At 67.7% G+C, this 20,363-nt stretch carries 23 protein-coding genes; 17 read left to right on the forward strand and 6 right to left on the reverse strand.

Features of this window, described 5'->3' with window-relative positions; translation table 11 throughout:
• Positions 1–17: 17 nt before the first annotated feature.
• The 9 genes from rlmB (at position 18) to hemH (ending at position 6,992) form a co-directional block, all read left to right on the forward strand.
• The gene (gene rlmB, locus CR157_RS09415) at positions 18–818 is read left to right on the forward strand and encodes a 23S rRNA (guanosine(2251)-2'-O)-methyltransferase RlmB (protein ID WP_110283480.1); all 801 of its coding nucleotides are present in this window, start codon (positions 18–20) and stop codon (positions 816–818) included.
• A gap of 374 nt (positions 819–1,192) precedes the next feature.
• The gene (gene rpsF, locus CR157_RS09420) at positions 1,193–1,564 is read left to right on the forward strand and encodes a 30S ribosomal protein S6 (RefSeq protein WP_110283264.1); all 372 of its coding nucleotides are present in this window, start codon (positions 1,193–1,195) and stop codon (positions 1,562–1,564) included.
• Positions 1,565–1,597: 33 nt separating this feature from the next.
• Positions 1,598–1,825 carry a 30S ribosomal protein S18 gene (rpsR, locus tag CR157_RS09425; RefSeq protein WP_016853668.1) on the forward strand — a complete coding sequence of 76 codons (228 nt, stop codon included), beginning with the start codon at positions 1,598–1,600 and terminating at the stop codon, positions 1,823–1,825.
• An 11-nt stretch (positions 1,826–1,836) separates the two neighbouring features.
• Positions 1,837–2,688, forward strand: a complete 852-nt coding sequence (locus CR157_RS09430; protein ID WP_110283265.1) for a hypothetical protein — start codon at positions 1,837–1,839, stop codon at positions 2,686–2,688.
• 15 nt (positions 2,689–2,703) lie between these two features.
• On the forward strand, positions 2,704–3,150 hold the full coding sequence (gene rplI / locus CR157_RS09435) for a 50S ribosomal protein L9 (protein ID WP_110283266.1): 447 nt from the start codon (positions 2,704–2,706) through the stop codon (positions 3,148–3,150).
• Positions 3,151–3,494: 344 nt separating this feature from the next.
• The gene (dnaB, locus tag CR157_RS09440; protein ID WP_110283267.1) at positions 3,495–4,883 is read left to right on the forward strand and encodes a replicative DNA helicase; all 1,389 of its coding nucleotides are present in this window, start codon (positions 3,495–3,497) and stop codon (positions 4,881–4,883) included.
• A gap of 68 nt (positions 4,884–4,951) precedes the next feature.
• Positions 4,952–5,245 (forward strand): hypothetical protein, encoded by a 294-nt coding sequence (locus CR157_RS09445; protein WP_110283268.1) that lies wholly within the window; start codon positions 4,952–4,954, stop codon positions 5,243–5,245.
• 149 nt (positions 5,246–5,394) lie between these two features.
• Positions 5,395–5,697, forward strand: coding sequence for a DUF6482 family protein (locus tag CR157_RS09450; RefSeq protein WP_110283269.1), 303 nt, complete (start codon positions 5,395–5,397; stop codon positions 5,695–5,697).
• Positions 5,698–5,897: 200 nt separating this feature from the next.
• Positions 5,898–6,992 carry a ferrochelatase gene (gene hemH, locus CR157_RS09455; RefSeq protein ID WP_110283270.1) on the forward strand — a complete coding sequence of 365 codons (1,095 nt, stop codon included), beginning with the start codon at positions 5,898–5,900 and terminating at the stop codon, positions 6,990–6,992.
• A gap of 27 nt (positions 6,993–7,019) precedes the next feature.
• Here the strand turns inward: hemH and CR157_RS09460 are convergent, their stop codons facing one another.
• The 6 genes from CR157_RS09460 to CR157_RS09485 are packed head-to-tail and all read right to left on the reverse strand — an operon-like array spanning position 7,020 to position 12,932.
• Positions 7,020–7,412 (reverse strand): Na+/H+ antiporter subunit G, encoded by a 393-nt coding sequence (locus CR157_RS09460; RefSeq protein ID WP_110283271.1) that lies wholly within the window; start codon positions 7,410–7,412, stop codon positions 7,020–7,022.
• Between the two features lie 22 nt (positions 7,413–7,434).
• Entirely contained in the window at positions 7,435–7,704 is a 270-nt protein-coding gene (locus tag CR157_RS09465; RefSeq protein WP_110283272.1) for a K+/H+ antiporter subunit F, read from the reverse strand.
• Positions 7,698–8,195, reverse strand: a complete 498-nt coding sequence (locus CR157_RS09470) for a Na+/H+ antiporter subunit E (protein WP_110283273.1) — start codon at positions 8,193–8,195, stop codon at positions 7,698–7,700. The genes CR157_RS09465 and CR157_RS09470 overlap by 7 nt, the downstream gene beginning before the upstream one ends.
• Positions 8,192–9,700, reverse strand: a complete 1,509-nt coding sequence (locus tag CR157_RS09475) for a monovalent cation/H+ antiporter subunit D (protein ID WP_110283274.1) — start codon at positions 9,698–9,700, stop codon at positions 8,192–8,194. The genes CR157_RS09470 and CR157_RS09475 overlap by 4 nt, the downstream gene beginning before the upstream one ends.
• Positions 9,697–10,041 (reverse strand): Na+/H+ antiporter subunit C, encoded by a 345-nt coding sequence (locus CR157_RS09480; protein WP_110283275.1) that lies wholly within the window; start codon positions 10,039–10,041, stop codon positions 9,697–9,699. The genes CR157_RS09475 and CR157_RS09480 overlap by 4 nt, the downstream gene beginning before the upstream one ends.
• Entirely contained in the window at positions 10,041–12,932 is a 2,892-nt protein-coding gene (locus CR157_RS09485) for a monovalent cation/H+ antiporter subunit A (protein WP_110283276.1), read from the reverse strand. The genes CR157_RS09480 and CR157_RS09485 overlap by 1 nt, the downstream gene beginning before the upstream one ends.
• 207 nt (positions 12,933–13,139) lie before the next feature.
• On the opposite strand from CR157_RS09485, the gene CR157_RS09490 reads away from it, so the two are divergent.
• The 8 genes from CR157_RS09490 (at position 13,140) to CR157_RS09525 (ending at position 20,342) form a co-directional block, all read left to right on the forward strand.
• Positions 13,140–15,470, forward strand: coding sequence for a putative monovalent cation/H+ antiporter subunit A (locus CR157_RS09490; protein WP_110283277.1), 2,331 nt, complete (start codon positions 13,140–13,142; stop codon positions 15,468–15,470).
• Positions 15,463–15,915, forward strand: coding sequence for a Na+/H+ antiporter subunit B (locus CR157_RS09495; protein WP_110283278.1), 453 nt, complete (start codon positions 15,463–15,465; stop codon positions 15,913–15,915). The genes CR157_RS09490 and CR157_RS09495 overlap by 8 nt, the downstream gene beginning before the upstream one ends.
• A complete protein-coding gene (locus CR157_RS09500; protein ID WP_110283279.1) occupies positions 15,903–16,250 on the forward strand; it encodes a Na+/H+ antiporter subunit C in 348 nt (115 codons plus the stop codon). The genes CR157_RS09495 and CR157_RS09500 overlap by 13 nt, the downstream gene beginning before the upstream one ends.
• Positions 16,247–17,782 carry a Na+/H+ antiporter subunit D gene (locus CR157_RS09505; protein WP_110283280.1) on the forward strand — a complete coding sequence of 512 codons (1,536 nt, stop codon included), beginning with the start codon at positions 16,247–16,249 and terminating at the stop codon, positions 17,780–17,782. The genes CR157_RS09500 and CR157_RS09505 overlap by 4 nt, the downstream gene beginning before the upstream one ends.
• Positions 17,779–18,252 carry a Na+/H+ antiporter subunit E gene (locus CR157_RS09510; RefSeq protein WP_110283281.1) on the forward strand — a complete coding sequence of 158 codons (474 nt, stop codon included), beginning with the start codon at positions 17,779–17,781 and terminating at the stop codon, positions 18,250–18,252. The genes CR157_RS09505 and CR157_RS09510 overlap by 4 nt, the downstream gene beginning before the upstream one ends.
• Before the next feature lie 13 nt (positions 18,253–18,265).
• Positions 18,266–18,535, forward strand: a complete 270-nt coding sequence (locus tag CR157_RS09515) for a monovalent cation/H+ antiporter complex subunit F (RefSeq protein ID WP_110283282.1) — start codon at positions 18,266–18,268, stop codon at positions 18,533–18,535.
• Positions 18,528–18,932, forward strand: a complete 405-nt coding sequence (gene mnhG, locus CR157_RS09520; protein ID WP_110283283.1) for a monovalent cation/H(+) antiporter subunit G — start codon at positions 18,528–18,530, stop codon at positions 18,930–18,932. The genes CR157_RS09515 and mnhG overlap by 8 nt, the downstream gene beginning before the upstream one ends.
• 129 nt (positions 18,933–19,061) lie before the next feature.
• Positions 19,062–20,342 (forward strand): lytic murein transglycosylase, encoded by a 1,281-nt coding sequence (locus CR157_RS09525; RefSeq protein ID WP_258364122.1) that lies wholly within the window; start codon positions 19,062–19,064, stop codon positions 20,340–20,342.
• The last annotated feature ends 21 nt before the right edge of the window (positions 20,343–20,363 follow it).

Consider the following 20,363-nt stretch of genomic DNA (forward strand, 5'->3'; position numbering starts at 1 on the left):
AGGGGCGCCATCGCGACATGAAGAAGGGGGCCTCATGCCGCCCCCCGGGGATGCCCGGGGGGCTCGACGCCGTGTTCGGCGTGCACGCGGTGCGCGCCCTGCTCGACCGCGGCGAGAGCCCGCGGGAGCTCTGGGTGCAGGAGGGCGAGGCCGGTCAGCGCCTGGCCGAGCTGGTCGACCAGGCCCGTGCCTGCGGGGCCCGAGTCCGGATGCGGCCCCGCGACGAACTCGACCGCCTGGCCCAGGGCGCGGCCCATCAGGGCATCGCCGCCTTCTGCCCGCCGCTCGCCGCCGAGGGTGAGGCCTCGCTGTGGCTGAAGCTGGAGGCCTGGCCCCATGAGGCCCCGCCGCTGCTGCTGGTCCTCGACGGCATCACCGACGTGCACAACTTCGGCGCCTGCCTGCGCAGTGCCGATGCCGCCGGCGCCCATGGCGTGGTGGTGCCGAAGGACAGGGCCGCCCCGCTCAATGCCACGGTGCGCAAGGTCGCCTGCGGCGCCGCCGAGAGCGTGCCCGTCTACCAGGTCACCAACCTGGCGCGGGCGTTGGCGAGGATGAAGGAGTTCGGCGTCTGGGTCACCGGTACCGCCGGCGAGGCCGAGTCGAGTGTTTACGAGGCCGATTTCGCCGGCCCCGTGGCCCTGGTGATGGGCGCCGAGGGCAAGGGCATGCGCCGGCTGACCCGCGAGGCCTGCGACACCCTGGTCAAGCTGCCCATGGCCGGCAGCGTCTCGAGTCTCAATGTCTCGGTGGCCACCGGGGTCTGCCTGTTCGAGGCGGTGCGTCAGCGGACCCCTTCGGGGAGCCGTAAGCTGTAAGAATGCCGCTGTGCGGCTGGAAGAAACCCCACCACGGCTACGCTCGGGGCGCCGCCTTGGTGAGCGGCGCTGGGGATAGGCCGTGTAGAGGAGGTCCTCTGCCACGGATGGCAGAGGTAGCGCCCAGGGAAGGGGGGGCACAGCGCCTCCTCGAAGGCCTGTCGCCGGAAAAGCCGCGACTTCTGGCACTGCGCTTGCCCGCTTGCTAAGCTCGTCGCCAGTCTTTAGAATGTTTGCGCCCGTTCGTCTGCCGAGCGGGCGTCGGCTTTTTGAGCCAGACACCCTGTGGTCGAGAACCTTCGACAACCACTCCTTGCTTCCCCTGAGCGACCGAGGTCCTCAATGAGGAAGCTGTCAAACCGCAAGGAGATCCCATGCGTCACTACGAGATCGTGTTCATGGTCCACCCGGACCAGAGCGAGCAGGTACCGGCGATGGTCGAGCGCTACACCGGCCTCGTCACCGAGAACGGCGGTACCGTGCATCGCCTCGAGGATTGGGGGCGCCGCCACCTGGCCTACCCGATCAACAAGATCCACAAGGCTCACTACGTGCTGATGAACGTCGAGTGCCGCGGCGAGACCCTCGACGAGATCGAGAACATCTTCCGCTTCAACGACGCCATCATTCGCAGCCTGGTGGTGCGTTGCAAGGAAGCTGTCACCGAGGCTTCGCCGATGATGAAGCCGGCGGAAGAGAAGCGTGCCCGTCGCGACGAAAAGCCGCGCAGCGCCGAAACCGCCTGAGCCCACCCATCGCACGTTTGAAGGAGTCTTTCCATGGCACGCTTTTTCCGTCGCCGCAAGTTCTGCCGTTTCACCGCTGAAGGCGTGAAGCAGATCGATTACAAGGACCTGGACACGCTCAAGGCCTACATCACCGAGACCGGCAAGATCGTTCCCAGCCGTATCACCGGGACCAAGGCCCGTTACCAGCGCCAGCTGTCCACCGCCATCAAGCGGGCTCGCTACCTGGCGCTGCTGCCCTACACCGACAGCCACCAGTAAGAACCGACGTGATGCTGCCGATCGCCCGCTGGATGATGCGGGGCACGCCCCATGCCGTTGGCGGGGCGGCCCTCGCTTCGCTCATCCCCTGGCTGTTCTGGCTGGGTGCCGCCATCGCCGCGCTAATGACCCTGCGTCGCGGCCTGTCGCCGGCGTTGCCGGTGATCATTGCCGCGGCGCTCCCGGCCGGCTGGTGGTGGACCCAGGGCGACGCCATCCCGCTGGCCAGCATCCTGCTGGTCACGCTGATGGCGGTGGTGCTGCGTTCGCGCATGCGCTGGAGCGAGGCGCTGATCACCGGGGCCCTGGCCGGCGCGGCGATGATCCAGTTGGGCGTCTTCCTGCCGCCCGGCGGTGCCGGTCCCATGCTGGAGCAGTTGCGCCAGGGCTCGGCCGAGATCGATGGCATGCTGCGTGAGCTCGCCGCCCAGGGCCTCGACACCGAGCAACTGGCGTCGCTGCTGATCAGCGGGGTCACCGGCCTGATCGTGTTGCTGGCTGCCGTGGCCTGCCTGGCGCTGGCACGCGGCTGGCAGGCGGGGCTCTACAATCCCGGCGGCTTTCGCGAGGAGTTCCACGCCCTGCGTCTGGTGCCCCGGGAGCTCGCCGTGCTGGTGGTGCTCGGGGTGGTGGGCATGGTGCTGGGGATCCCGTCGTTGGGCCTGCTGGCCTGGGTGCCGCTGCTGGTGACAGGCATCGCGCTGGTTCACGGTTTCATCGGATTGAAGGGAATGAACGGGCTGTGGCTGGTAGCCTTCTATGTGCTGCTGATCACGACCTGGCCCATGATTCTCATCGTGCTGCTGCTGGCCTTCATCGACACGTTCGCGGATTTTCGCGGGCGACTGGCCAGAAGCGACTGACAAGAGGTTAACGAGATGGAAGTCATTCTGCTCGACAAGATTGGCAAGCTGGGTGGTCTGGGTGACAAGGTCACCGTCAAGCCCGGTTATGGCCGCAACTACCTGGTGCCCTACGGCTTGGCCGTGCCGGCGACCAAGGACAACGTGCAGGCCTTCGAGGCCCAGCGCAGCGAGCTCGAGGCCCAGGCCGCCGAGCGCAAGGCCGTCGCCGAGGCCCGCGCCGCCCAGCTCAGCGAGATCGAGCTGTCGCTGGTGGCCAAGGCCGGTGACGAGGGCAAGCTGTTCGGCTCCATCGGCCCGCGTGACCTGGCCGAGGCCATCGCCTCCGCCGGCATCGATGTCGCCAAGAGCGAAGTCCGCATGCCGGAAGGCCCGATCCGCCAGACCGGCGAGTACGACATCGACCTGCACCTGCACACCGAAGTCGACGCCACCGTGCGCGTGGTGGTCGTGGCCGAGTAAGCTCGTCCCGCCACCGGAGGCACCCGAAGGGGCGCGAGGAAATCTTCCCCGCGCCCCTTTTCATTCGGTCTGATTCGTCAAGTAGCTCGCTATTCGCCTCATCGGATCGATGAACTTGACTCGAAATCCGTATTTCTCGCGACGATCGGCCAAATTCGACCATACTTGCAGGTAACGGCGACCCGGGCGCGTTGCGACGGCCGGCTCACTGTTTCGATCTTTCCCCGTGGGCGGCGTCGCCCACGGGGTTTTTCATGTCGGGGTGGCCGCGGAGCATAGGGTGCAGCTGGCTGTTGGGGTAGAATGAGCCCGCTTTCCGTGTTGCCCCGAGGACCTTGGCCGTCATGAACGACTCCGTCGCGTTCGATCAGGAAACCGCTGCGCTGAAGGTGCCGCCGCACTCGCTGGAGGCCGAGCAGTCGGTGCTCGGTGGCCTGATGCTCGACAACCAGGCCTGGGACGGCGTGGCCGACCGGCTGGTGGCGGACGACTTCCATCGCTACGAGCACCGCCTGATCTTCAACGTCATGGTCGGGCTGGCCGAGGCCACCCGGCCGATGGACGTGGTGACCCTCTCCGAGGCCCTGGAAGGGCGCGATCAGCTCGACACCGTGGGCGGGCTGGCCTATCTCGCCGAGCTGGCCCGCAACACGCCCTCGGCGAGCAATATCCGCGCCTACGCCGATATCGTTCGCGAGCGGGCCACCCTGCGCAAGCTGATCCGCGCCGCCAGCCAGATCGCCGACGGTGCCTTCAGCCCCCAGGGACGGCCGGCCGACGAACTGGTCGACGAAGCCGAGCGCCTGGTGTTCCAGATCAGCGAGGAGCGTCCCAAGTCGGGTGGCCCCATCGGCATGAGCGAGCTGCTGGCCAAGGCGGTGGACCGCATCGACGAGCTGTTCAACATGCAGGGCGAGATGACCGGACTGTCCACCGGCTTCCGCGACCTCGACGAGATGACCTCGGGGCTGCAGCCCTCGGACCTGGTGATCATTGCCGGGCGCCCCTCCATGGGCAAGACCACCTTCGCCATGAACCTGGTGGAGCATGCGGTGATCGCCAGCGAGAAGCCGGTGATGGTGTTCTCCATGGAGATGCCCGCCGAGTCGCTGATGCTGCGGATGCTCTCGTCGCTGGGGCGAATCGACCAGACGCGGGTGCGGACCGGTCAGCTCGAGGACGAGGACTGGCCGCGGCTCACCTCGGCGGTGAACCTGCTCAAGGACAAGCAGCTGTTCATCGACGACACCGCGGCGCTCTCGCCCAACGAGATGCGTTCGCGGATCCGCCGGGTGGTCCGCGAGCACGGCAACATGTCGCTGATCATGATCGACTACCTGCAGCTGATGCAGATTCCCGGCTTCTCCGAGAACCGTACCGGCGAGATCTCCGAGATTTCCCGCTCGCTCAAGGGCCTGGCCAAGGAGTTCGGCTGCCCGGTGATCGCGCTCTCCCAGCTCAACCGCTCGCTGGAGCAGCGTCCCAACAAGCGCCCGGTGATGTCGGACCTGCGGGAGTCGGGGGCCATCGAGCAGGACGCCGACATCATCGCCTTCGTCTACCGTGACGAGGTCTACAATCCAGATAACCCGGACAACCAGGGGCTCGCCGAACTGATCATCGGCAAGCAGCGTAACGGACCCATCGGCACCGTGCACATGGCCTTCATCGGCAAGTACACGCGCTTCGAGGACCTGGCGCCGGACAGCTACGGCGGTGGCTTCGGCGAGTAGGCGGGCCCTTGAGTCCGGCCCCGGGCCCCGTATAATCCCCACCCCTGGATCACAGCGAAGGAGGCAGCATGGCAGGCGGATTCCGACGCGGCAATCGCCGTCGTACCCCGAAACTCGAGGCCCGCGGCGAGCTCCAGTCGCTGGAGCGGGAAGGCCCCTTCAAGGAGTGGCTGGGGATGCCCGACCTCTACCGTTACCAGCTCGTGGTGGACGGCGAGAGCTACAGCTACCAGACCGAGGACGCCGAACTGCCGGTGCAGATCGGCGACCGGGTGGTGTTCCGCTACAAGGAGACCAAGGCCGGCAAGTGGGTCGACCGCAACTCCCTGGGCAAGGCCATCGATCCCTCCGATTACCAGTGAGCCCGGAACCTGTCGACGCGGCCAGTGTCACAAAACAATAACGTCGGGTACACGACGCCGTCATCGGGCGCAGCCATGCTGTGCCCAATTTGTATCCGTCATCCGCAATACGACGTCCGGGCACGTCGTCAGACAAGTTGGAGGGAACCATGGAATTCAACGACCTCAAGACCTTCGTGGATCGCCACGACAATTTCGAGATCCGCGTGATCGGTCATGCCGGCAGCCACGTCTATCAGGTGGAGCTGGAGGACGTGGAGGGGGCTCGCCACATGCTGACCCGCACCGGCAAGCCGGTGCTGTTTCGCACCCTCGAGGATGTCTATCTCGAGCTCAAGCGCGCCGGCATCCACCGTGCCTACCTGGTGCAGCAGGTGCCCCATGAAGAGATGGTCGGCCGCGAGGCCCACTACCGGGACCCGCTTACCTCGCGCATGCCCCTGGTATTCTGACTCCCATCCTGCCTGATATCGCCGCCCATCGGGATTCCCGGTGTCGGCGGCGCGCCGTGTCCGGCTCCCGGCGGTCTTTCGAGAGCTCAACTCAAGCTGTACAAATCGAGCCGATAGTACAGCTTCATCCGCCCTTCCGTTGCCTCGCCTGATAGACTGTCGTCACGCCCGTCAGCCAATGATCAGGAGGAGCGCAGCGCATGACCACTCGCCAACTGGAGCAGGATCCGTGCGGCCTGGAGAGGCCCGGCAGCGGACGCCTGGCACAGGCCCCGGCCGATCACCCGCCGGTGCCCGGGAAGAGGGTCGGAGTGTTGCTGGCCAACCTGGGCACGCCGGATGCCACCGACTACTGGTCGATGCGCCGCTACCTCAGCGAGTTCCTCTCCGACAAGCGGGTCGTCGACTACCCGGGCTGGAAGTGGCAGCCACTGCTGCAGTTGATCATCCTCTCCCGCCGTCCCTTCAGTTCCGGCAAGGCCTATCGCGGGATCTGGAACCGCGAGAAGGACGAGAGCCCGCTGTTGACCATCACCCGTGACCAGGCCCGCAAGGTGGCCGAGGGACTCCACGGGCTGTACGGCGACCGGGTGAAGGTCGACTTCTGCATGCGCTACGGTAACCCCTCCACCGACAGCGTGCTGCGCCGGATGCAGGCCCAGGGCTGCGAGAGGATCCTCTTCTTCCCGCTCTATCCCCAGTACGCCTCGCCGACCACCGCCACGGCCAACGACCAGGCCTTCCGCACGTTGATGAGGCTCAAGTGGCAGCCCGCCTTCCGCACGGTACCGGCCTACTTCGACCACCCGGCCTATCTCGAGGCCCTGGCGGCGTCGGTGCGCGAGGCCTATGACGCGGCCGTGTCTCCCCCGGAGGTGCTGGTGGCCTCCTACCATGGCGTGCCCAAGCGCTACCTGATGGAGGGCGACCCCTATCACTGCCAGTGCCAGAAGACCACGCGGCTGCTCAAGGAGCGCCTGGGGTGGGACGATGACGCCATCGTCACCACCTTCCAGTCGAAGTTCGGACCCGAGGAGTGGGTGGGGCCGGCCACGGTGGAGCACGTGGCCGAGCTGGCCCGCCAGGGCCGCCGGCACATCGCAGTGGTCTCGCCGGCCTTCGCCGCCGACTGCGTGGAGACCCTCGAGGAGATCAACGAGGAGATCAAGGCGAGCTTCCTCGAGGCCGGCGGCGAACGCTTCACCTACATTCCCTGCCTCAACGACCGCGACGACCATATCGTCGCGCTGCAGGCGATCATCAGGAACGAGCTGGCCGGCTGGGTCGAGCCGTGAACGCGCGGGGCGGCCAGGCGCTGCGCCTCAGCCGTGCCCCCGGTCGGGGTGGGGCACCGGTTTCTCGCCGATCTCCTCGTGGCGCAGCTCCGGGGGGCGGCCGCCGGTAATGTCGATGTGCCGGAGTTGCAGGTGCAGCCCGGTCTTGGCCAGCAGGTGGGCACTGACCGGGGCGGTGATGAACAGGAACAGGGTGATCAACATCTCCTGGATGTCGGGCTTGCCCTCGGTGACCCAGAAATAGAGCATCGAGGCGATCAGGATGCAGCCGATGCCCAGGGTAGTGGCCTTGGTGGGGCCGTGCAGGCGCATGTAGAAGTCGCGCAGGTGGGCCATGCCCAGCGAACCGATGAAGGCGAAGGCTCCGCCGGCGACCAGAAAGAAGGCGATCACGCCCTCGAGAATCACGTAATGGGTCATCTTTCCTTCCTCCCCGGCTCGACTATTCGATGATGTCGCCGCGCAGCAGGTACTTGCAGACCGCCACGGTGCTGATGAAGCCGAGCATGGCGATCAGCAGCGCCGACTCGAAGTAGGTCTTGGTGTTGAGCCACAGCCCCATCAGCACGATCAGCGCGATGGAGTTGATGTACATGGTGTCCAGCGCCAGCAGGCGGTCGGGCATGTCCGGTCCCACGGTGAGGCGATAGACATTCAGCAGCAGGGCCAATACCACCAGGGCCAGGCTGATCTTCAGCGCGATGTCTAGCATGCGTAGATCTCCTTGAGCGGCCGCTCGTAGCGTTCGCGGATGTGCGCGATGAGTGCCTCCTCGTCCTCCACGTTCAGGGCATGGATCAGCAGCGTCTTGCCGTCCATGCGCAGGTTGGCCGACACCGTGCCGGGGGTCAGGCTGATGGTGTTGGCCAGCAGGGTGACCGTGAAGCGGTCTTCCAGCATCAGCGGGTACTCCACGAAGTGGGGGCGCAGGCGTCGCCAGGGGTTGACGATCAGCCAGGCGACCTCGAGGTTGGCGATGAAGATGTCGCCCAGGACCCGCAGCACGAAGCGCAGCAGCAGCCAGGGCCTGGCGACATGGGGTTGAGCGTCCCAGAAGCGGGAGGTGGCCAGTGGGATGGTGATCGCGAGCACCGTGCCCAGCAGGATATGGCCGAAGGCCAGGCTGCGCACCAGCAGCAGCCAGACGACCAGCAGCAGGATCGACAGCAGGGGGGTCGGGAGCCAGCGACGAGAGCGGATCATGGGGCGTCTCCGGCAGTGGACAGAAGGGAGTCGATGAGGATCGCCGGGCGAGCCAGCTGGTCGGCGGTGGCGCGGGTATAGTCGCTGACCGGGCCGGCCAGGACCACCAGCAGCGGCGAGGCGCCCAGCAGCCAGGCGACCCCGAACCAGCGGCGCCGCGACAGCGGCTCACCGCCGGGCTCTCCCCGGCTGCGCCAGAACAGGGTGGAGCCGGCCCGTGACAGGGCGATCAGCGTGAACAGGCCGGTGGCCAGCAGGATCGGCCACAGCCAGAGGCGCTGACCGGCGTCGGCGGCCTGGAGCACGAGTGCCTTGCCGATGGCCCCGGAGAGCGGCGGCAGGCCGGCCACGGCCACCGCGCCCAGGAAGAACAGGCCGGCCAGCCAGCCGCCCTGCCGCAGCGGGCGGCCCCTGACCAGGCGCGTGCCGGCCTTGCCGCGCTGCAGGCCGATCAGCTCGGCGAGCAGGAAGAGCCCGCCGGTGACCAGGGTGGTGTGCACCAGGTAGTAGAGCAGGGCGGCGGTGGCTTCGGGAGAGCGCATGCCGATGCCAGCCAGCAGGGTGCCCACCGAGACCAGCACCAGGTAGGCGACGAGCAGGCGAAGGTCGCGAGCGGCCAGCACCCCTACGCCGGCCGCCGCCAGGGTGGCCAGCGACAGCCACCAGACCCAGGGCTGCTCGAGGGCGGCGAGCGGGCCGGCCTGTTCGCCGAAGATCAGCGAATAGACCCGCAGGATGGCGTAGATGCCCACCTTGGTCATGATGGCGAAGAGGGCCGCCACCGGGGCCGGGGCCGCGGCGTAGGCCCGCGGCAGCCAGAAGTAGAGCGGCAGGATCGCCGCCTTGAGGCCGAACACCACCAGCAGCATCAGGGCGCCGGCACTGACCAGGCCGGCCCGCTCGGCCGGCAGCTCGGCGAGTCGCACCGCCATGTCGGCCATGTTGAGGGTGCCGGTGGCGCCGTAGAGCACGCCCACGGCGATCAGGAACAGCGACGAGCCGGCCAGGTTGAGCACCACATAGTGCACGCCGGCCTGGATGCGTGCCTTGCCGCCGCCGTGCAGCAGCAGGGCATAGGAGGCCAGCAGCAGGACCTCGAAGAACACGAAGAGGTTGAACAGGTCACCGGTGAGGAAGGCCCCGTTGATCCCCATCAGCTGCCACTGGAAGAGCCCATGGAAGTTGCTGCCCTGCTCGTCATCGCCGGCGCAGGCGAAGACCACGGCGCCCAGTGCCAGCACCGCGGTGAGCAGCACCATCAGCGCCGATAGCCGGTCGAGTACCAGCACGATGCCGAAGGGCGGTTGCCAGTCGCCGAGCGCGTAGTAGGTGACCTCGCCACCGGCGGCGCGGGCCACCAGGCCGATGCCCACCACCACCAGCAGCAGCGTGGCGAACACGCCGACCAGGCGCTTGAGGCGCGTCTCCCCCTGGCGGCTGTACAGCAGCAGGATGCCCGCCACCAGCGGCAGCACGATGGGCAGGGCGATCAGGTGCTGCATCATGGGCGTTCCTCCCCGACTTCCCGCTTGCGCCCATCGACGTGGTCATTGCCCGCCTCGCTGCGCGCGCGCATCGCCAGGATCACCACGAAGGCGGTCATGGCGAAGCCGATGACGATGGCGGTGAGCACCAGGGCCTGGGGCAGGGGGTCGGCATAGTCGGCCACGCCGTCGACGATGGCCGCGCCGTTGGTGGTCAGCCCGCCCATGGAGAACAGGAAGAGGTTCACCGCATAGGAGAGCAGGGTCAGGCCGACGACCACCGGGAAGGTGCGTCCGCGCAGGGTCAGGTAGAGGCCGCAGGCGGTCAGCACGCCGGTGGTGATGGCGTAGAGGCTTTCCATCAGGCTTTCTCCTTGTGGGGAGGAGTGGGCTCCTCGTGAGGACGGGCGGGTTCCTTGCGGGGGCGGGCGGGCTCCTTGAGGGGACGGGTCCGCTCCGTCTCGGCGACGGGCTCCTTGGCCGGGCGATGGGGTGTGGTGACCTTGCCCAGGTTGGCGAGGATCATCAGCGTCGCCCCGACCACCGCCAGGTAGACGCCGAGGTCGAAGAGCATGGCGGTGGCCAGCTCGAACTCGCCCAGCAGCGGCAGGTGGAAGTGGCCGAAGGCCGAGGTCAGGAAAGGGCGACCGAACAGCCAGCTGCCCAGGCCCGTGAGCGTGGCGATACCCACGCCGGCGACGGCCACCGGCTGGTAGGGGAAGTCGAGGCGCCGCTGGGTCCACTCCACACCGCGGGCCATGTAAAGCAGGATCAGTGCCACGGCGGTGATCAGGCCGGCGATGAAACCGCCGCCGGGCAGGTTGTGGCCGCGCAGGAAGATGAAGGCCGAGACCAGCAGGGCCAGGGGCAGCAGGGCCATGGAGATGGAGGTCAGGATGGCCGGGTAGCGGTCCGGCGACCAGACCCGTCCCTCGCCATCGCTGTGGGGCATGAACAGGCGCAGGCGGTTGAGCAGCTTGAAGATCGCCAGGCCCGCCAGGGCCAGCACGGTGATCTCGCCCAGGGTATCGAAGCCGCGGAAGTCGACCAGGATGACATTGACCACGTTGTGGCCGCCCCCGCCGGGCACGCTGTTGTCCAGGAAGAAGCCGGAGATCGCCGCATTGTCGCGGGTCAGCACGGCGTAGTTGAGGCTGGCGACCACCATGCCCAAGGCGCCTGCCAGTCCCACGTCGCGCAGGTTGCGCATCGGCGAGGATTCCCGCGGCGTCTTCTGGGGCAGGAAGAACAGCGCCAGCATCAGCAGGATCATCGTCACCACCTCCACCGACAGCTGGGTCAGGGCCAGGTCGGGGGCGGAGAAGCGGGCGAAGGTCAGCGACACCACCAGCCCCACCACCGAGAGCATCAGCAGCGAGACCAGCCGGTGGCGGTGGGTGGCCACGGTGCCGATGCCGCCGAAGATCAGCAGGGCCGCCCCGAGGATCAGGATGCCGTCCAGCGGCTGGTTCCCCTGCTCGCCGGTGAGCACCGGCATGCCGACGAGGCCCAGCCCGCCCATGGCCAGGGCGGCCAGCAGCAGCAGGCTCATGTAGCGCTGCAGCGAGCCACCCTCGAAGCGTGCCACGCCGGTTTCCGCGTATCGTCCCAGCCGCTGCAGGGCGGCCTCGAACACCAGCCGGGCGTCCACCGGGCGGAAGCTCTTGATCAGCCGGAGCAACTGGGCGTGCAGCAGGTAGCTCGCCACCCCGGCCACCAGGGCCACCAGGCTCATCAGCAGCGGCAGGTTGATGCCGTGCCAGATCGCCAGGTGGAAGTCGAGTGGCTCGCCGAGCACCGCCCGGGTGGCCATGTCGAGTACCCCGGTGGCCAGGGCGGCGGGGAAGAGGCCCACCAGCACGCAGAGGCCCACCAGCAACTCCACCGGGGCGCGCATCAGCCGCGGCGGCTCATGGGGCGACTTGGGCAGGGTCTCGCGGGCTGGCTTGAAGAAGACGGCATGCACCAGGCGCAGCGAATAGCCCACCGAGAGGATGCCGCCGAGCGTCGCCAGCAGCGGCAGCAGCCAGCTCAGCCCGCCCAGCACCGGGGTGGCCAGGGTCTCGGTGAAGAACATCTCCTTGGAGAGGAAGCCGTTGAACAGCGGCACCCCGGCCATGGCCGCGGCGGCCAGCGACATCAGCAGCGCCGTGACCGGCATGGCCCGCCGCAGGTCACCCAGCCGGCCCAGCTCGCGGGTGCCGGTCTCGTGGTCGATGATGCCCGCCCCCATGAACAGCGCCGCCTTGAAGGTGGCGTGATTGAGGATGTGGAAGAGCGCGGCCAGCACCGCCATGGGACTGCCGATGCCCAGCAGCACCGTGATCAGCCCCAGGTGGCTGACCGTGGAGAAGGCCAGGATCGCCTTGAGGTCGGTCTTGATCAGGGCAAACCAGGCACCGTAGAGCATGGTGGTCATGCCGATCAGGGAGACGATCACCGACCACGCTTCGCTGCCGGCGATGGCCGGGTGCAACCGCGCCATCAGGAAGATGCCGGCCTTGACCATGGTCGCCGAGTGCAGGTAGGCCGAGACCGGGGTGGGGGCGGCCATGGCGTGAGGCAGCCAGAACTGGAAGGGAAACTGGGCCGACTTGGTGAAGGCACCCAGGAGTACCAGCACCAGCATGACCGGGTAGCGCGGGTCGGCCAGGATGATGTCGCCGCTGGCCAGCACCACGTTCATGTCGAAGCTGCCGGTCATGTCACCCAGCAGCAGAAACCCGGCCAGGAGCGCCAGCCCGCCGGCGCCGGTCACGGTCAGGGCCATGCGCGCCCCCTTGCGCGCATCGCTGCGCCGCGACCAGAAGCCGATCAGCAGGAAGGAGGAGATGCCGGTGAGCTCCCAGAACAGCCACAGCAGCAGCAGGTTGTCGGACATCACGATGCCGACCATGGAGGCCATGAACAGGATCAGGTAGGCGTAGAAGCGCCCGAAGGGCTCCTCCGGCGACAAGTAATAGTGCGCATAGAGCAGGATCAGCAGGCCGATCCCCACGATCAGCAGGTTGAACAGCAGCGACAGGCCGTCCAGCCGGAAGGCCAGGTCGAGGCCCAGCGCGGGCACCCAGTCGACGCTGAAGCGCAGCGCTTCGCCGGCGGCGAGGGCCGGCAGCTGCGACAGGGTCAGCAGCAGGGCGATGGCCGGCAAGACGGCGGTGGCGAGGGAGCAGTCGCGGCGCCCGCGGCCGGCGCTGAGCGCCGGCACGACTACGCCGAGCAAGGGCAGCAGGGCTATCCATAGCAATGTCATCGATCGGTCATCCTGGCGGCTCCGTTAAGCAAAGGGCGTTATCTGAAAGGCCCACCAATGGCATTCGACTGCACACTTTACCGCAAAGGAGCGCTTCTCGCGCCCTCCTTGCCTTTCAACACCTTGTGTCTATAGAGTTGATGCTTCGAACCCGCGGTGGTCACGGTGACAGGCCCCGGCCGCCCGGAACGACGGGGAGGACGCCTTATGCAACTGGCCGTGCTGGGAGGCTTCGTGGTGGCTGGCATGGCGCCACTCCTGCATCACTGGTTCGGGGCCAGGACGCCGCTGGTGATGGCGCTGCTGCCCGCCGCCCTGGCCCTCTGGCTACTGGGCCAGTGGCCGACCATCGCCGCCGGCGAGGTGCTGCTGCTGGAGTGGGCCTGGGTACCGGGGCTGGAGATCACCCTGACCTTCCTCATCGACGGTCTGGCCTGGCTGTTTGCCCTGTTGATCACGGTGATCGGTGCCCTGGTGCTGGTCTACTCGGGAGACTACCTGCGCGGGCATCGCGACCTGCCGCGCTTCCTGGTGGTGATCACCGCCTTCATGATGTCGATGCTCGGCCTGGTGCTGGCCGACAATCTGGTGACCCTGTTCGTGTTCTGGGAGCTCACCAGCATCACTTCCTATCTGCTGATCGGCTTCAATCATACCGACCTGTCGGCCCGCAAGGCGGCACTGCAGGGGCTTATCGTCACCGTGGGCGGGGGCCTGGCCCTGATCGCCGGCTTCGTCATGCTGGCCGTGGCCGGCGACAGCTGGTCGCTGGCCGAGCTCACCACCCGCGGCGAGGCGTTGCGCGCCCATGCGCTCTACCCCCCGCTGCTGATCTGCGTGCTGGTCGGTGCCTTCACCAAGTCGGCCCAGTTTCCCTTCCATTTCTGGTTGCCCAACGCCATGGCCGCGCCCACGCCGGTCTCGGCCTACCTGCACTCGGCGACCATGGTCAAGGCCGGCGTCTACCTGCTGGCCCGGCTGCACCCGGCCCTGGGCGGCACCGAGGTCTGGGTCGTCACGCTTTCACTGGTGGGGGCACTCACCATGGCCACCGGTGCCTTCCTGGCGATCCGTCACACCAACATCAAGAAGCTGCTGGCCTACTCCACGGTGATGGCGCTGGGCACCCTGACCATGCTGCTGGGTATCGGCACCGACGGGGCCCTGGTGGCCTTCGTGGTCTTCCTGCTGGCCCACTCGCTCTACAAGGGGGCCCTGTTCCTGGTCGCCGGCATCCTCGACCACGAGACCGGTACCAAGGACGTCACCGCCATGGGCGGGCTCAGGCATACCATGCCGCTGACCGCCGCCGTGGCGCTGGTTGCCGGTCTGTCGCTGGCCGGGTTGCCGCCGCTGCTGGGCTTCCTCGGCAAGGAGCTGATGTTCGAGTCGGTGCTCGAGGTCGACGCCTATCGTCCACTGATTCTGCTGCTGGCCTTCGTGGCGGCCTTCCTGACCCTGGCGGTGGCGGCCATCGTCGCCTTGCGGCCCTTCTTCGGCGCATCGAGGCAGACCCCGAAGGTGCCCCACGAGCCCCCCTGGGGCCTGCTGGCCGGCCCGGCGTTGCTGGCCACGCTGTCGCTGCTGGCGGGCCTGGTGCCGGGCATGCTCGATGACCTGGTGGTGGCGACGATGGCGGCCATCGGCGCCGGTGAGGCGTCGGTGCACCTGGCCCTCTGGCATGGGGTCAACCTGCCGCTCGCGCTGTCGCTGGCGAGTCTGCTGCTGGGTGGCCTGGTGTTCCGCCACTGGGACCGACTGCGGGGGCGGCTGGCGCGCCTCGAGCCGATCATCGCCCGAGGCCCCGAGGCCGGCTACGAGGCGCTGATGCGGGGGCTGGTCAGGGTGGCCGAGTGGCAGACCGGCATGCTGCAGAACGGCTATATCCGCAACTACCTGGTGATGACCCTGCTGGTGTTGCTGGGCCTGGTCGGGCATGCGCTCTTCTTCCGCCATTCACTGGATTTCGCCCTGTCCCTGGACCTCTATTTCCACGAGGCGGTGGCGGCGGGCCTGATGGTCGCCGGTGCGGTGGCCGCCTGCGTGATGCGTTCGCGCCTGGCGGCGGTGGCGGCCTTGGGCATCATGGGCTTCTCCATCGCCCTCACCTTCGTGCTCTTCAGCGCCCCGGACCTGGCGATCACCCAGCTGCTGGTAGAGACCCTGACGGTGATCCTGCTGGTGCTGGTGCTGTTCCGGCTGCCGCGTTTCGCCACCCTCTCCACGCCGCAGGAACGCCTGCGCGACCTGGTGGTGGCGACCCTGGTCGGCGGCATGGTCACCCTGCTGATGCTCTCCGTACTCGGCGGTGAGCGCCTGCCGAGGATTTCCGACTACATGGTCGCCAACAGCCAGCCACTGGGCCATGGCCACAACATCGTCAATGTCATCCTGGTGGACTTCCGGGCCCTGGATACCCTGGGCGAGATGTTCGTGCTGGCGCTGGCGGCCATCGGGGTCTATGCCATGCTGCGCTTCCATGCCGGGGAGTATGACGCCAGGCGTCCCGCGGCCCCACCGGAGAGAGACGATGGTTAGATCCGGCACCCTGATCCTCAATGTGGCGGCGCGCCTGCTGTTGCCGCTGCAACTGCTGTTCTCGCTGTTCCTGCTGCTGCGTGGCCACGACGAGCCGGGGGGGGGCTTCATCGCCGGCCTGGTGGCGGCAGGCGGCTTCGCGCTCTATCTCTTCGCCTACGGCCGACGCGCCATGCACGCCATGCTCAAGGTGTCGCCCCGCGACCTGGTCGGCATGGGGCTCCTGCTCGGCGTGGTCTCGACGCTACCGGCCTGGTGGCACGGCGACCCCTTCTTCACCGCCCAGTGGTGGACGATCCCGGTCATCGATTTCAAGGCATCGACACCGCTGATCTTCGACATCGGCGTCTATCTGGTGGTCCTGGGGTCGGTGCTGACGGCGATCACGGCGCTGGTCAAGACCGACCACGAGGACGACGCCAGGGAGGTCCCATGGAGCCGTTGATGGCCGTTGCGATCGGCATCCTGTTCGCCGCCGCCATCTACATGATGCTGCGGCGGTCCATCGTCAAGCTGGTGATCGGGCTGATGCTGCTCTCCAACGCCGCCAACCTGCTGATCTTCTCCACCGCGGGCATGGTCCGCGGGGCGCCGCCGCTGGTTGCCCAGGGGCTGACGGCACCGGAGGGGGTGGTGGCCGATCCCTTGCCCCAGGCCCTGGTGCTCACCGCCATCGTGATCGCCTTCGGCGTGCTGTCGTTCGCCGTGGTGCTGGTGCGTCGCGCCTGGGAGATCGTGCGGGCCGATGACCTGGACAGGATGAAGGATACCGACACGTGAATCCGCAGATCGCGCTGCCCATCCTGATTCCGCTACTGGCGGGTGCCGTGTCGCTGGTGTTCTGGCGTTCCCGGGGCATGCAGCGATTCGTGGCCGTGGCCGGGACCGGGGGGCTTCTGGCCACCAGCCTGTGGCTGCTGGCCACGGTCAGTCGCGACGGCATCCTGGTGATGCAGATGGGCGACTGGCCCGCCCCCTTCGGCATCAGCCTGGTGGCCGACCTGCTGGGCACCATCATGGTGGTGCTGACCGGCATCATCGGCTTCGCGGTGGCGCTCTATTCGCTGGCCACCACCGGCCGCGGCCACGAGGCCTACGGCTACTTCCCGCTGATGCACCTGCTGCTGGCCGGGGTCGCCGGGGCCTTCCTCACCGGTGATATCTTCAACCTCTATGTCTGGTTCGAGGTGATGCTGGTGGCCTCCTTCGCGCTGCTGATACTGGGCAGCGAGAAGGCGCAGATGGAGGGGGCGATCAAGTACGTCACCCTCAACCTGCTGTCGTCGGTGATCTTCCTGGTCGCCGTGGGCCTGCTGTACGGCATGGTCGGCACCCTCAACATGGCCGACATCGCCCGTCGCCTGGCCAGCCTGGAAGGCAACGGCATGGTCGACGTGCTGGCGATGATGTTCATGGTCGCCTTCGGCATCAAGGCGGCGGCCTTCCCGCTGTTCTTCTGGTTGCCGGCCTCCTACCACACGCCGCCGGTGGCGGTCTCGGCACTGTTTGCCGGGCTGCTCACCAAGGTGGGGGTCTATGCGCTGTACCGGGTGTTCACCCTGATCTTCCATCACAGCCCCGGCTATACCCACGAGATACTGCTGTGGGGCGCGGGACTGACCATGCTCTCCGGGGTGCTGGGTGCGGCGGCCCAGTTCGAGTTCCGGCGCATCCTGTCGTTCCACATCGTCAGCCAGATCGGCTACATGATCCTGGGCCTGGCGCTGTTCACGCCCCTGGCGATCATCGGTGGGGTCTTCTACATCATGCACCACATCATCGTGAAGACGAACCTGTTCCTGGTCAGCGGCATCGTCCACCGGCTGCGGGGCAGCTACGAGCTCAAGAAGCTCGGCGGCTTCTACCGCACGCATCCCTGGCTGGCGGTCCTGTTCCTGATCCCGGCACTGTCGCTGGCCGGCATGCCGCCGCTCTCCGGGTTCTTCGCCAAGTTCATCGTGATCCGTGCCGGCATCGAGGCCGAGGCCTACGGGGTCACCTTCATCGCCCTGCTGGTGGGGCTGCTCACCCTCTATTCGATGATCAAGATCTGGGCCGAGGTGTTCTGGAAGGCCACGCCGCCGGAGGGGGATGTCGACCCCTATCCGGAGGTCAACCAGCGAGAGCTCTGGCTGATGACGGCCCCGGCGATCGGCCTGGCCCTGTGCACCCTGTTCATCGGCCTCAACGCCGGGCCCATTCATGCCCTGGCCGAGGCCTCGGCCGCCGAGCTGCTCGATCCGGAGCGCTATATCGAGGCGGTACTTGGATCAGGTGGAGAGCGGGGCATGGGCGGGGGGGGAGCGCCATGATCGGGGCCGCCTGGAACCTGCTGCTGGGGTTGGCCTGGATCGTGCTCACCGGCGACTTCAGCGGCCGCAACCTGCTGGCCGGTCTGCTGTTCGGCTACCTGGTGCTGGCACTGATCCAGCCCCAGGTGCCGGCGCTGGCCGGCTATGCACAGCGCCTGCCAAGGCTGATCCGTTTCGTCGGCTTCTTCTTCAAGGAACTGCTGCTGGCCAACCTCAAGGTGGCCTTCGACATCGTCACGCCGCCCTGGTACATGAAGCCGGGGGTGATCGCCATGCCGCTGAAGGCGAGTACCGAGTTCGAGATCGCCTTCGTCGCCAACCTGATCTCGCTGACGCCGGGCACCCTGAGCCTGGACGTCTCCGACGACCGCCGCGTGCTCTACATCCATGCCATGTTCCTCGATGACGAGGCGGCGCTGCGGCGCGGCCTGGCGGAGCTCGAGCGTCGTGCACTGGAACTGTTCCATTGAGAGGGGACCCCTCATGTCGATCGTGATCCTGTTGAGCCTGGTGGTGATGGCGCTGGCGCTCTGCCTGGCCTTCGTGCGCCTGTTCCGCGGCCCCAGCCTGCCGGACCGGGTGGTGGCCCTGGAACTCTTCTCCTCGATGATCGTGGGCATCATCGGGGTGGTGGCCATCGCCACCGACGTGCCGAGCCTGCTCGATGTGGCCATCGTCATGGCACTGATGGCCTTCATGGCCACCATTGGCTTCGCGCGCTTCCTGGAGCGGGGAGGGCCGCGGGATGATTGAGCTCGTCAAGGAAGCGCTGATCCTGGTAGGGGCCATCTTCATGTTCCTGGCCGCGCTCGGGGTGGTGCGCCTGCCCGACCTGCTGACGCGCATGCACGCCACCACCAAGGCGGCGACCCTGGGGGCCACCCTGATCATGCTGGCGGTGGCACTGCACTTCTCCCAGGTGGCGGTGGTCGCCAGGGCCCTGGGGGTCATCCTCTTCATCATGATGACCGCGCCGGTGGCGGCCCACGTGATCGGCCGGGCCGGCTACTTCGTCGGCGCGAAGCTGTGGAGCGGCACGGTGAAGGACGAGCTGCGACCCAATTACGACCCGCTGACCCACGAGCTGAAAAGCGGGCTCGAGACCGAAGCCAATGCCAGGCATCAGCCCAGGGAGAACGACCGGCCCTGAGCCCTCACGGCGAGCAGGGCACGAAGGCCATCCCCGGGACCCCATGAGGGGGCGCGACACCTCTGGTCTGGACGCGGTTTCTGCGCGATGATCGACGCCGGATGATGGTCAAGGAGTGCAGGAGTGACGATGCGCAGGATGCTTTCCACTACCATGCTGCTGGCGCTGCTCGCCGGCTGCCAGAGCGGCCCGACCACCGAGGCCAGTGCCGCGGGCCGTAACGCCGAAGGTGCCGAGGCGGCGGCCGCGCCGTCCCCGGCTACCCCCGAGGACGTGGCCGACGTTGCGCCGCCGGCGGATTTTCACGGCTGGCTGACCGGCTTCCGGCGTGAGGCCCGTGCCGAGGGCATCACCGAGTCGACCCTGGCCCGTGCGCTGGATGGCGTACGCTATCGTCCGCGGGTCCTCGAGCTCGACCGCTCCCAGCCCGAGTTCGTGCGGCCGATCTGGCAGTATCTCGACAGCGCCGTCTCCGCCCAACGGGTGACCACGGGGCGGGATCGGCTCTCGGCGCACCTTGGCACGGCCCGCCGCATGGAGCGGCACTACGGTGTCCCGGCCGAGGTGATCGTGGCGATCTGGGGCATCGAGAGCAACTACGGCGGCAATTTCGGTGACTTCTCGACCCTCGATGCCCTGGCCACGCTGGCCTTCGATGGCCGCCGTCGCGACTTCGCCCGCGGCGAGCTGCTGGCGGCCCTGCGCATCCTCGACCAGGGCGACATCACCCCCGAGCGCATGGTCGGCTCCTGGGCCGGGGCCATGGGCCATACCCAGTTCATTCCCTCGAGCTTCGAGAGCTATGCGGTCGACGGGGACGGCGATGGACGTCGCGATATCTGGGGCAGCATCCCGGACGTGATGGCCTCCACCGCCAACTACCTGGCACGGGCCGGCTGGCAGCCGGGCCAGCCCTGGGGGGTGGAGGTGCGCCTGCCGGAGGGGTTTGATCATGCCCAGACCGAACTCGCCACCCGTCGCTCGAGCCGCGAATGGGCCGACCAGGGGGTGCGCACGGTGAGCGGTGAGCCGCTGCCCGGGTTCGCGGCGGCCTCGGTGATCGCCCCGGCCGGGGCTCGCGGGCCCGCCTTCCTGGTGGGCCCCAACTATCGGGCCATCCTGCGCTACAACAACGCCACCAGCTATGCGCTGGCGGTGGGCACCCTGGCCGACGAGATCGCCGGGCGCGACGGCGTGGTGCAGGGCTGGCCCCGGGGCGAGCAGCCGCTGATGCGCAGCCAGGTGCGCAAGATGCAGGAGGCGCTGAATGCCCGCGGCTTCGAGGTGGGCACCCCGGACGGTGTCATGGGGCCCAACACGCGCCGCGGCCTGAGGGCCTTCCAGCAGTCGATCGATGCCACGCCGGACGGCTTCGCCACCGTTCGCCTGCTGGAGCGGCTGACGCGTTGAAGGGAAACCCCGCGGCCGGGT

This window comes from Halomonas sp. LBP4 (genome assembly GCF_003202205.1).
In the GTDB taxonomy this organism is placed as follows: Bacteria; Pseudomonadota; Gammaproteobacteria; order Pseudomonadales; family Halomonadaceae; genus Halomonas; species Halomonas flagellata.

What these genes read in the sequence shown, in the direction of transcription:
- rlmB (WP_110283480.1), top strand. Translation starts at nt 18, where the DNA reads ATGAAGAAGGGGGCCTCATGCCGCCCCCCGGGGATGCCCGGGGGGCTC.
- rpsF (WP_110283264.1), top strand. Translation starts at nt 1,193, where the DNA reads ATGCGTCACTACGAGATCGTGTTCATGGTCCACCCGGACCAGAGCGAG.
- rpsR (WP_016853668.1), top strand. Translation starts at nt 1,598, where the DNA reads ATGGCACGCTTTTTCCGTCGCCGCAAGTTCTGCCGTTTCACCGCTGAA.
- CR157_RS09430 (WP_110283265.1), top strand. Translation starts at nt 1,837, where the DNA reads ATGCTGCCGATCGCCCGCTGGATGATGCGGGGCACGCCCCATGCCGTT.
- rplI (WP_110283266.1), top strand. Translation starts at nt 2,704, where the DNA reads ATGGAAGTCATTCTGCTCGACAAGATTGGCAAGCTGGGTGGTCTGGGT.
- dnaB (WP_110283267.1), top strand. Translation starts at nt 3,495, where the DNA reads ATGAACGACTCCGTCGCGTTCGATCAGGAAACCGCTGCGCTGAAGGTG.
- CR157_RS09445 (WP_110283268.1), top strand. Translation starts at nt 4,952, where the DNA reads ATGGCAGGCGGATTCCGACGCGGCAATCGCCGTCGTACCCCGAAACTC.
- CR157_RS09450 (WP_110283269.1), top strand. Translation starts at nt 5,395, where the DNA reads ATGGAATTCAACGACCTCAAGACCTTCGTGGATCGCCACGACAATTTC.
- hemH (WP_110283270.1), top strand. Translation starts at nt 5,898, where the DNA reads ATGACCACTCGCCAACTGGAGCAGGATCCGTGCGGCCTGGAGAGGCCC.
- CR157_RS09460 (WP_110283271.1), bottom strand. Translation starts at nt 7,412, where the DNA reads ATGACCCATTACGTGATTCTCGAGGGCGTGATCGCCTTCTTTCTGGTC.
- CR157_RS09465 (WP_110283272.1), bottom strand. Translation starts at nt 7,704, where the DNA reads ATGCTAGACATCGCGCTGAAGATCAGCCTGGCCCTGGTGGTATTGGCC.
- CR157_RS09470 (WP_110283273.1), bottom strand. Translation starts at nt 8,195, where the DNA reads ATGATCCGCTCTCGTCGCTGGCTCCCGACCCCCCTGCTGTCGATCCTG.
- CR157_RS09475 (WP_110283274.1), bottom strand. Translation starts at nt 9,700, where the DNA reads ATGATGCAGCACCTGATCGCCCTGCCCATCGTGCTGCCGCTGGTGGCG.
- CR157_RS09480 (WP_110283275.1), bottom strand. Translation starts at nt 10,041, where the DNA reads ATGGAAAGCCTCTACGCCATCACCACCGGCGTGCTGACCGCCTGCGGC.
- CR157_RS09485 (WP_110283276.1), bottom strand. Translation starts at nt 12,932, where the DNA reads ATGACATTGCTATGGATAGCCCTGCTGCCCTTGCTCGGCGTAGTCGTG.
- CR157_RS09490 (WP_110283277.1), top strand. Translation starts at nt 13,140, where the DNA reads ATGCAACTGGCCGTGCTGGGAGGCTTCGTGGTGGCTGGCATGGCGCCA.
- CR157_RS09495 (WP_110283278.1), top strand. Translation starts at nt 15,463, where the DNA reads ATGGTTAGATCCGGCACCCTGATCCTCAATGTGGCGGCGCGCCTGCTG.
- CR157_RS09500 (WP_110283279.1), top strand. Translation starts at nt 15,903, where the DNA reads ATGGAGCCGTTGATGGCCGTTGCGATCGGCATCCTGTTCGCCGCCGCC.
- CR157_RS09510 (WP_110283281.1), top strand. Translation starts at nt 17,779, where the DNA reads ATGATCGGGGCCGCCTGGAACCTGCTGCTGGGGTTGGCCTGGATCGTG.
- CR157_RS09515 (WP_110283282.1), top strand. Translation starts at nt 18,266, where the DNA reads ATGTCGATCGTGATCCTGTTGAGCCTGGTGGTGATGGCGCTGGCGCTC.
- mnhG (WP_110283283.1), top strand. Translation starts at nt 18,528, where the DNA reads ATGATTGAGCTCGTCAAGGAAGCGCTGATCCTGGTAGGGGCCATCTTC.
- CR157_RS09525 (WP_258364122.1), top strand. Translation starts at nt 19,062, where the DNA reads ATGCGCAGGATGCTTTCCACTACCATGCTGCTGGCGCTGCTCGCCGGC.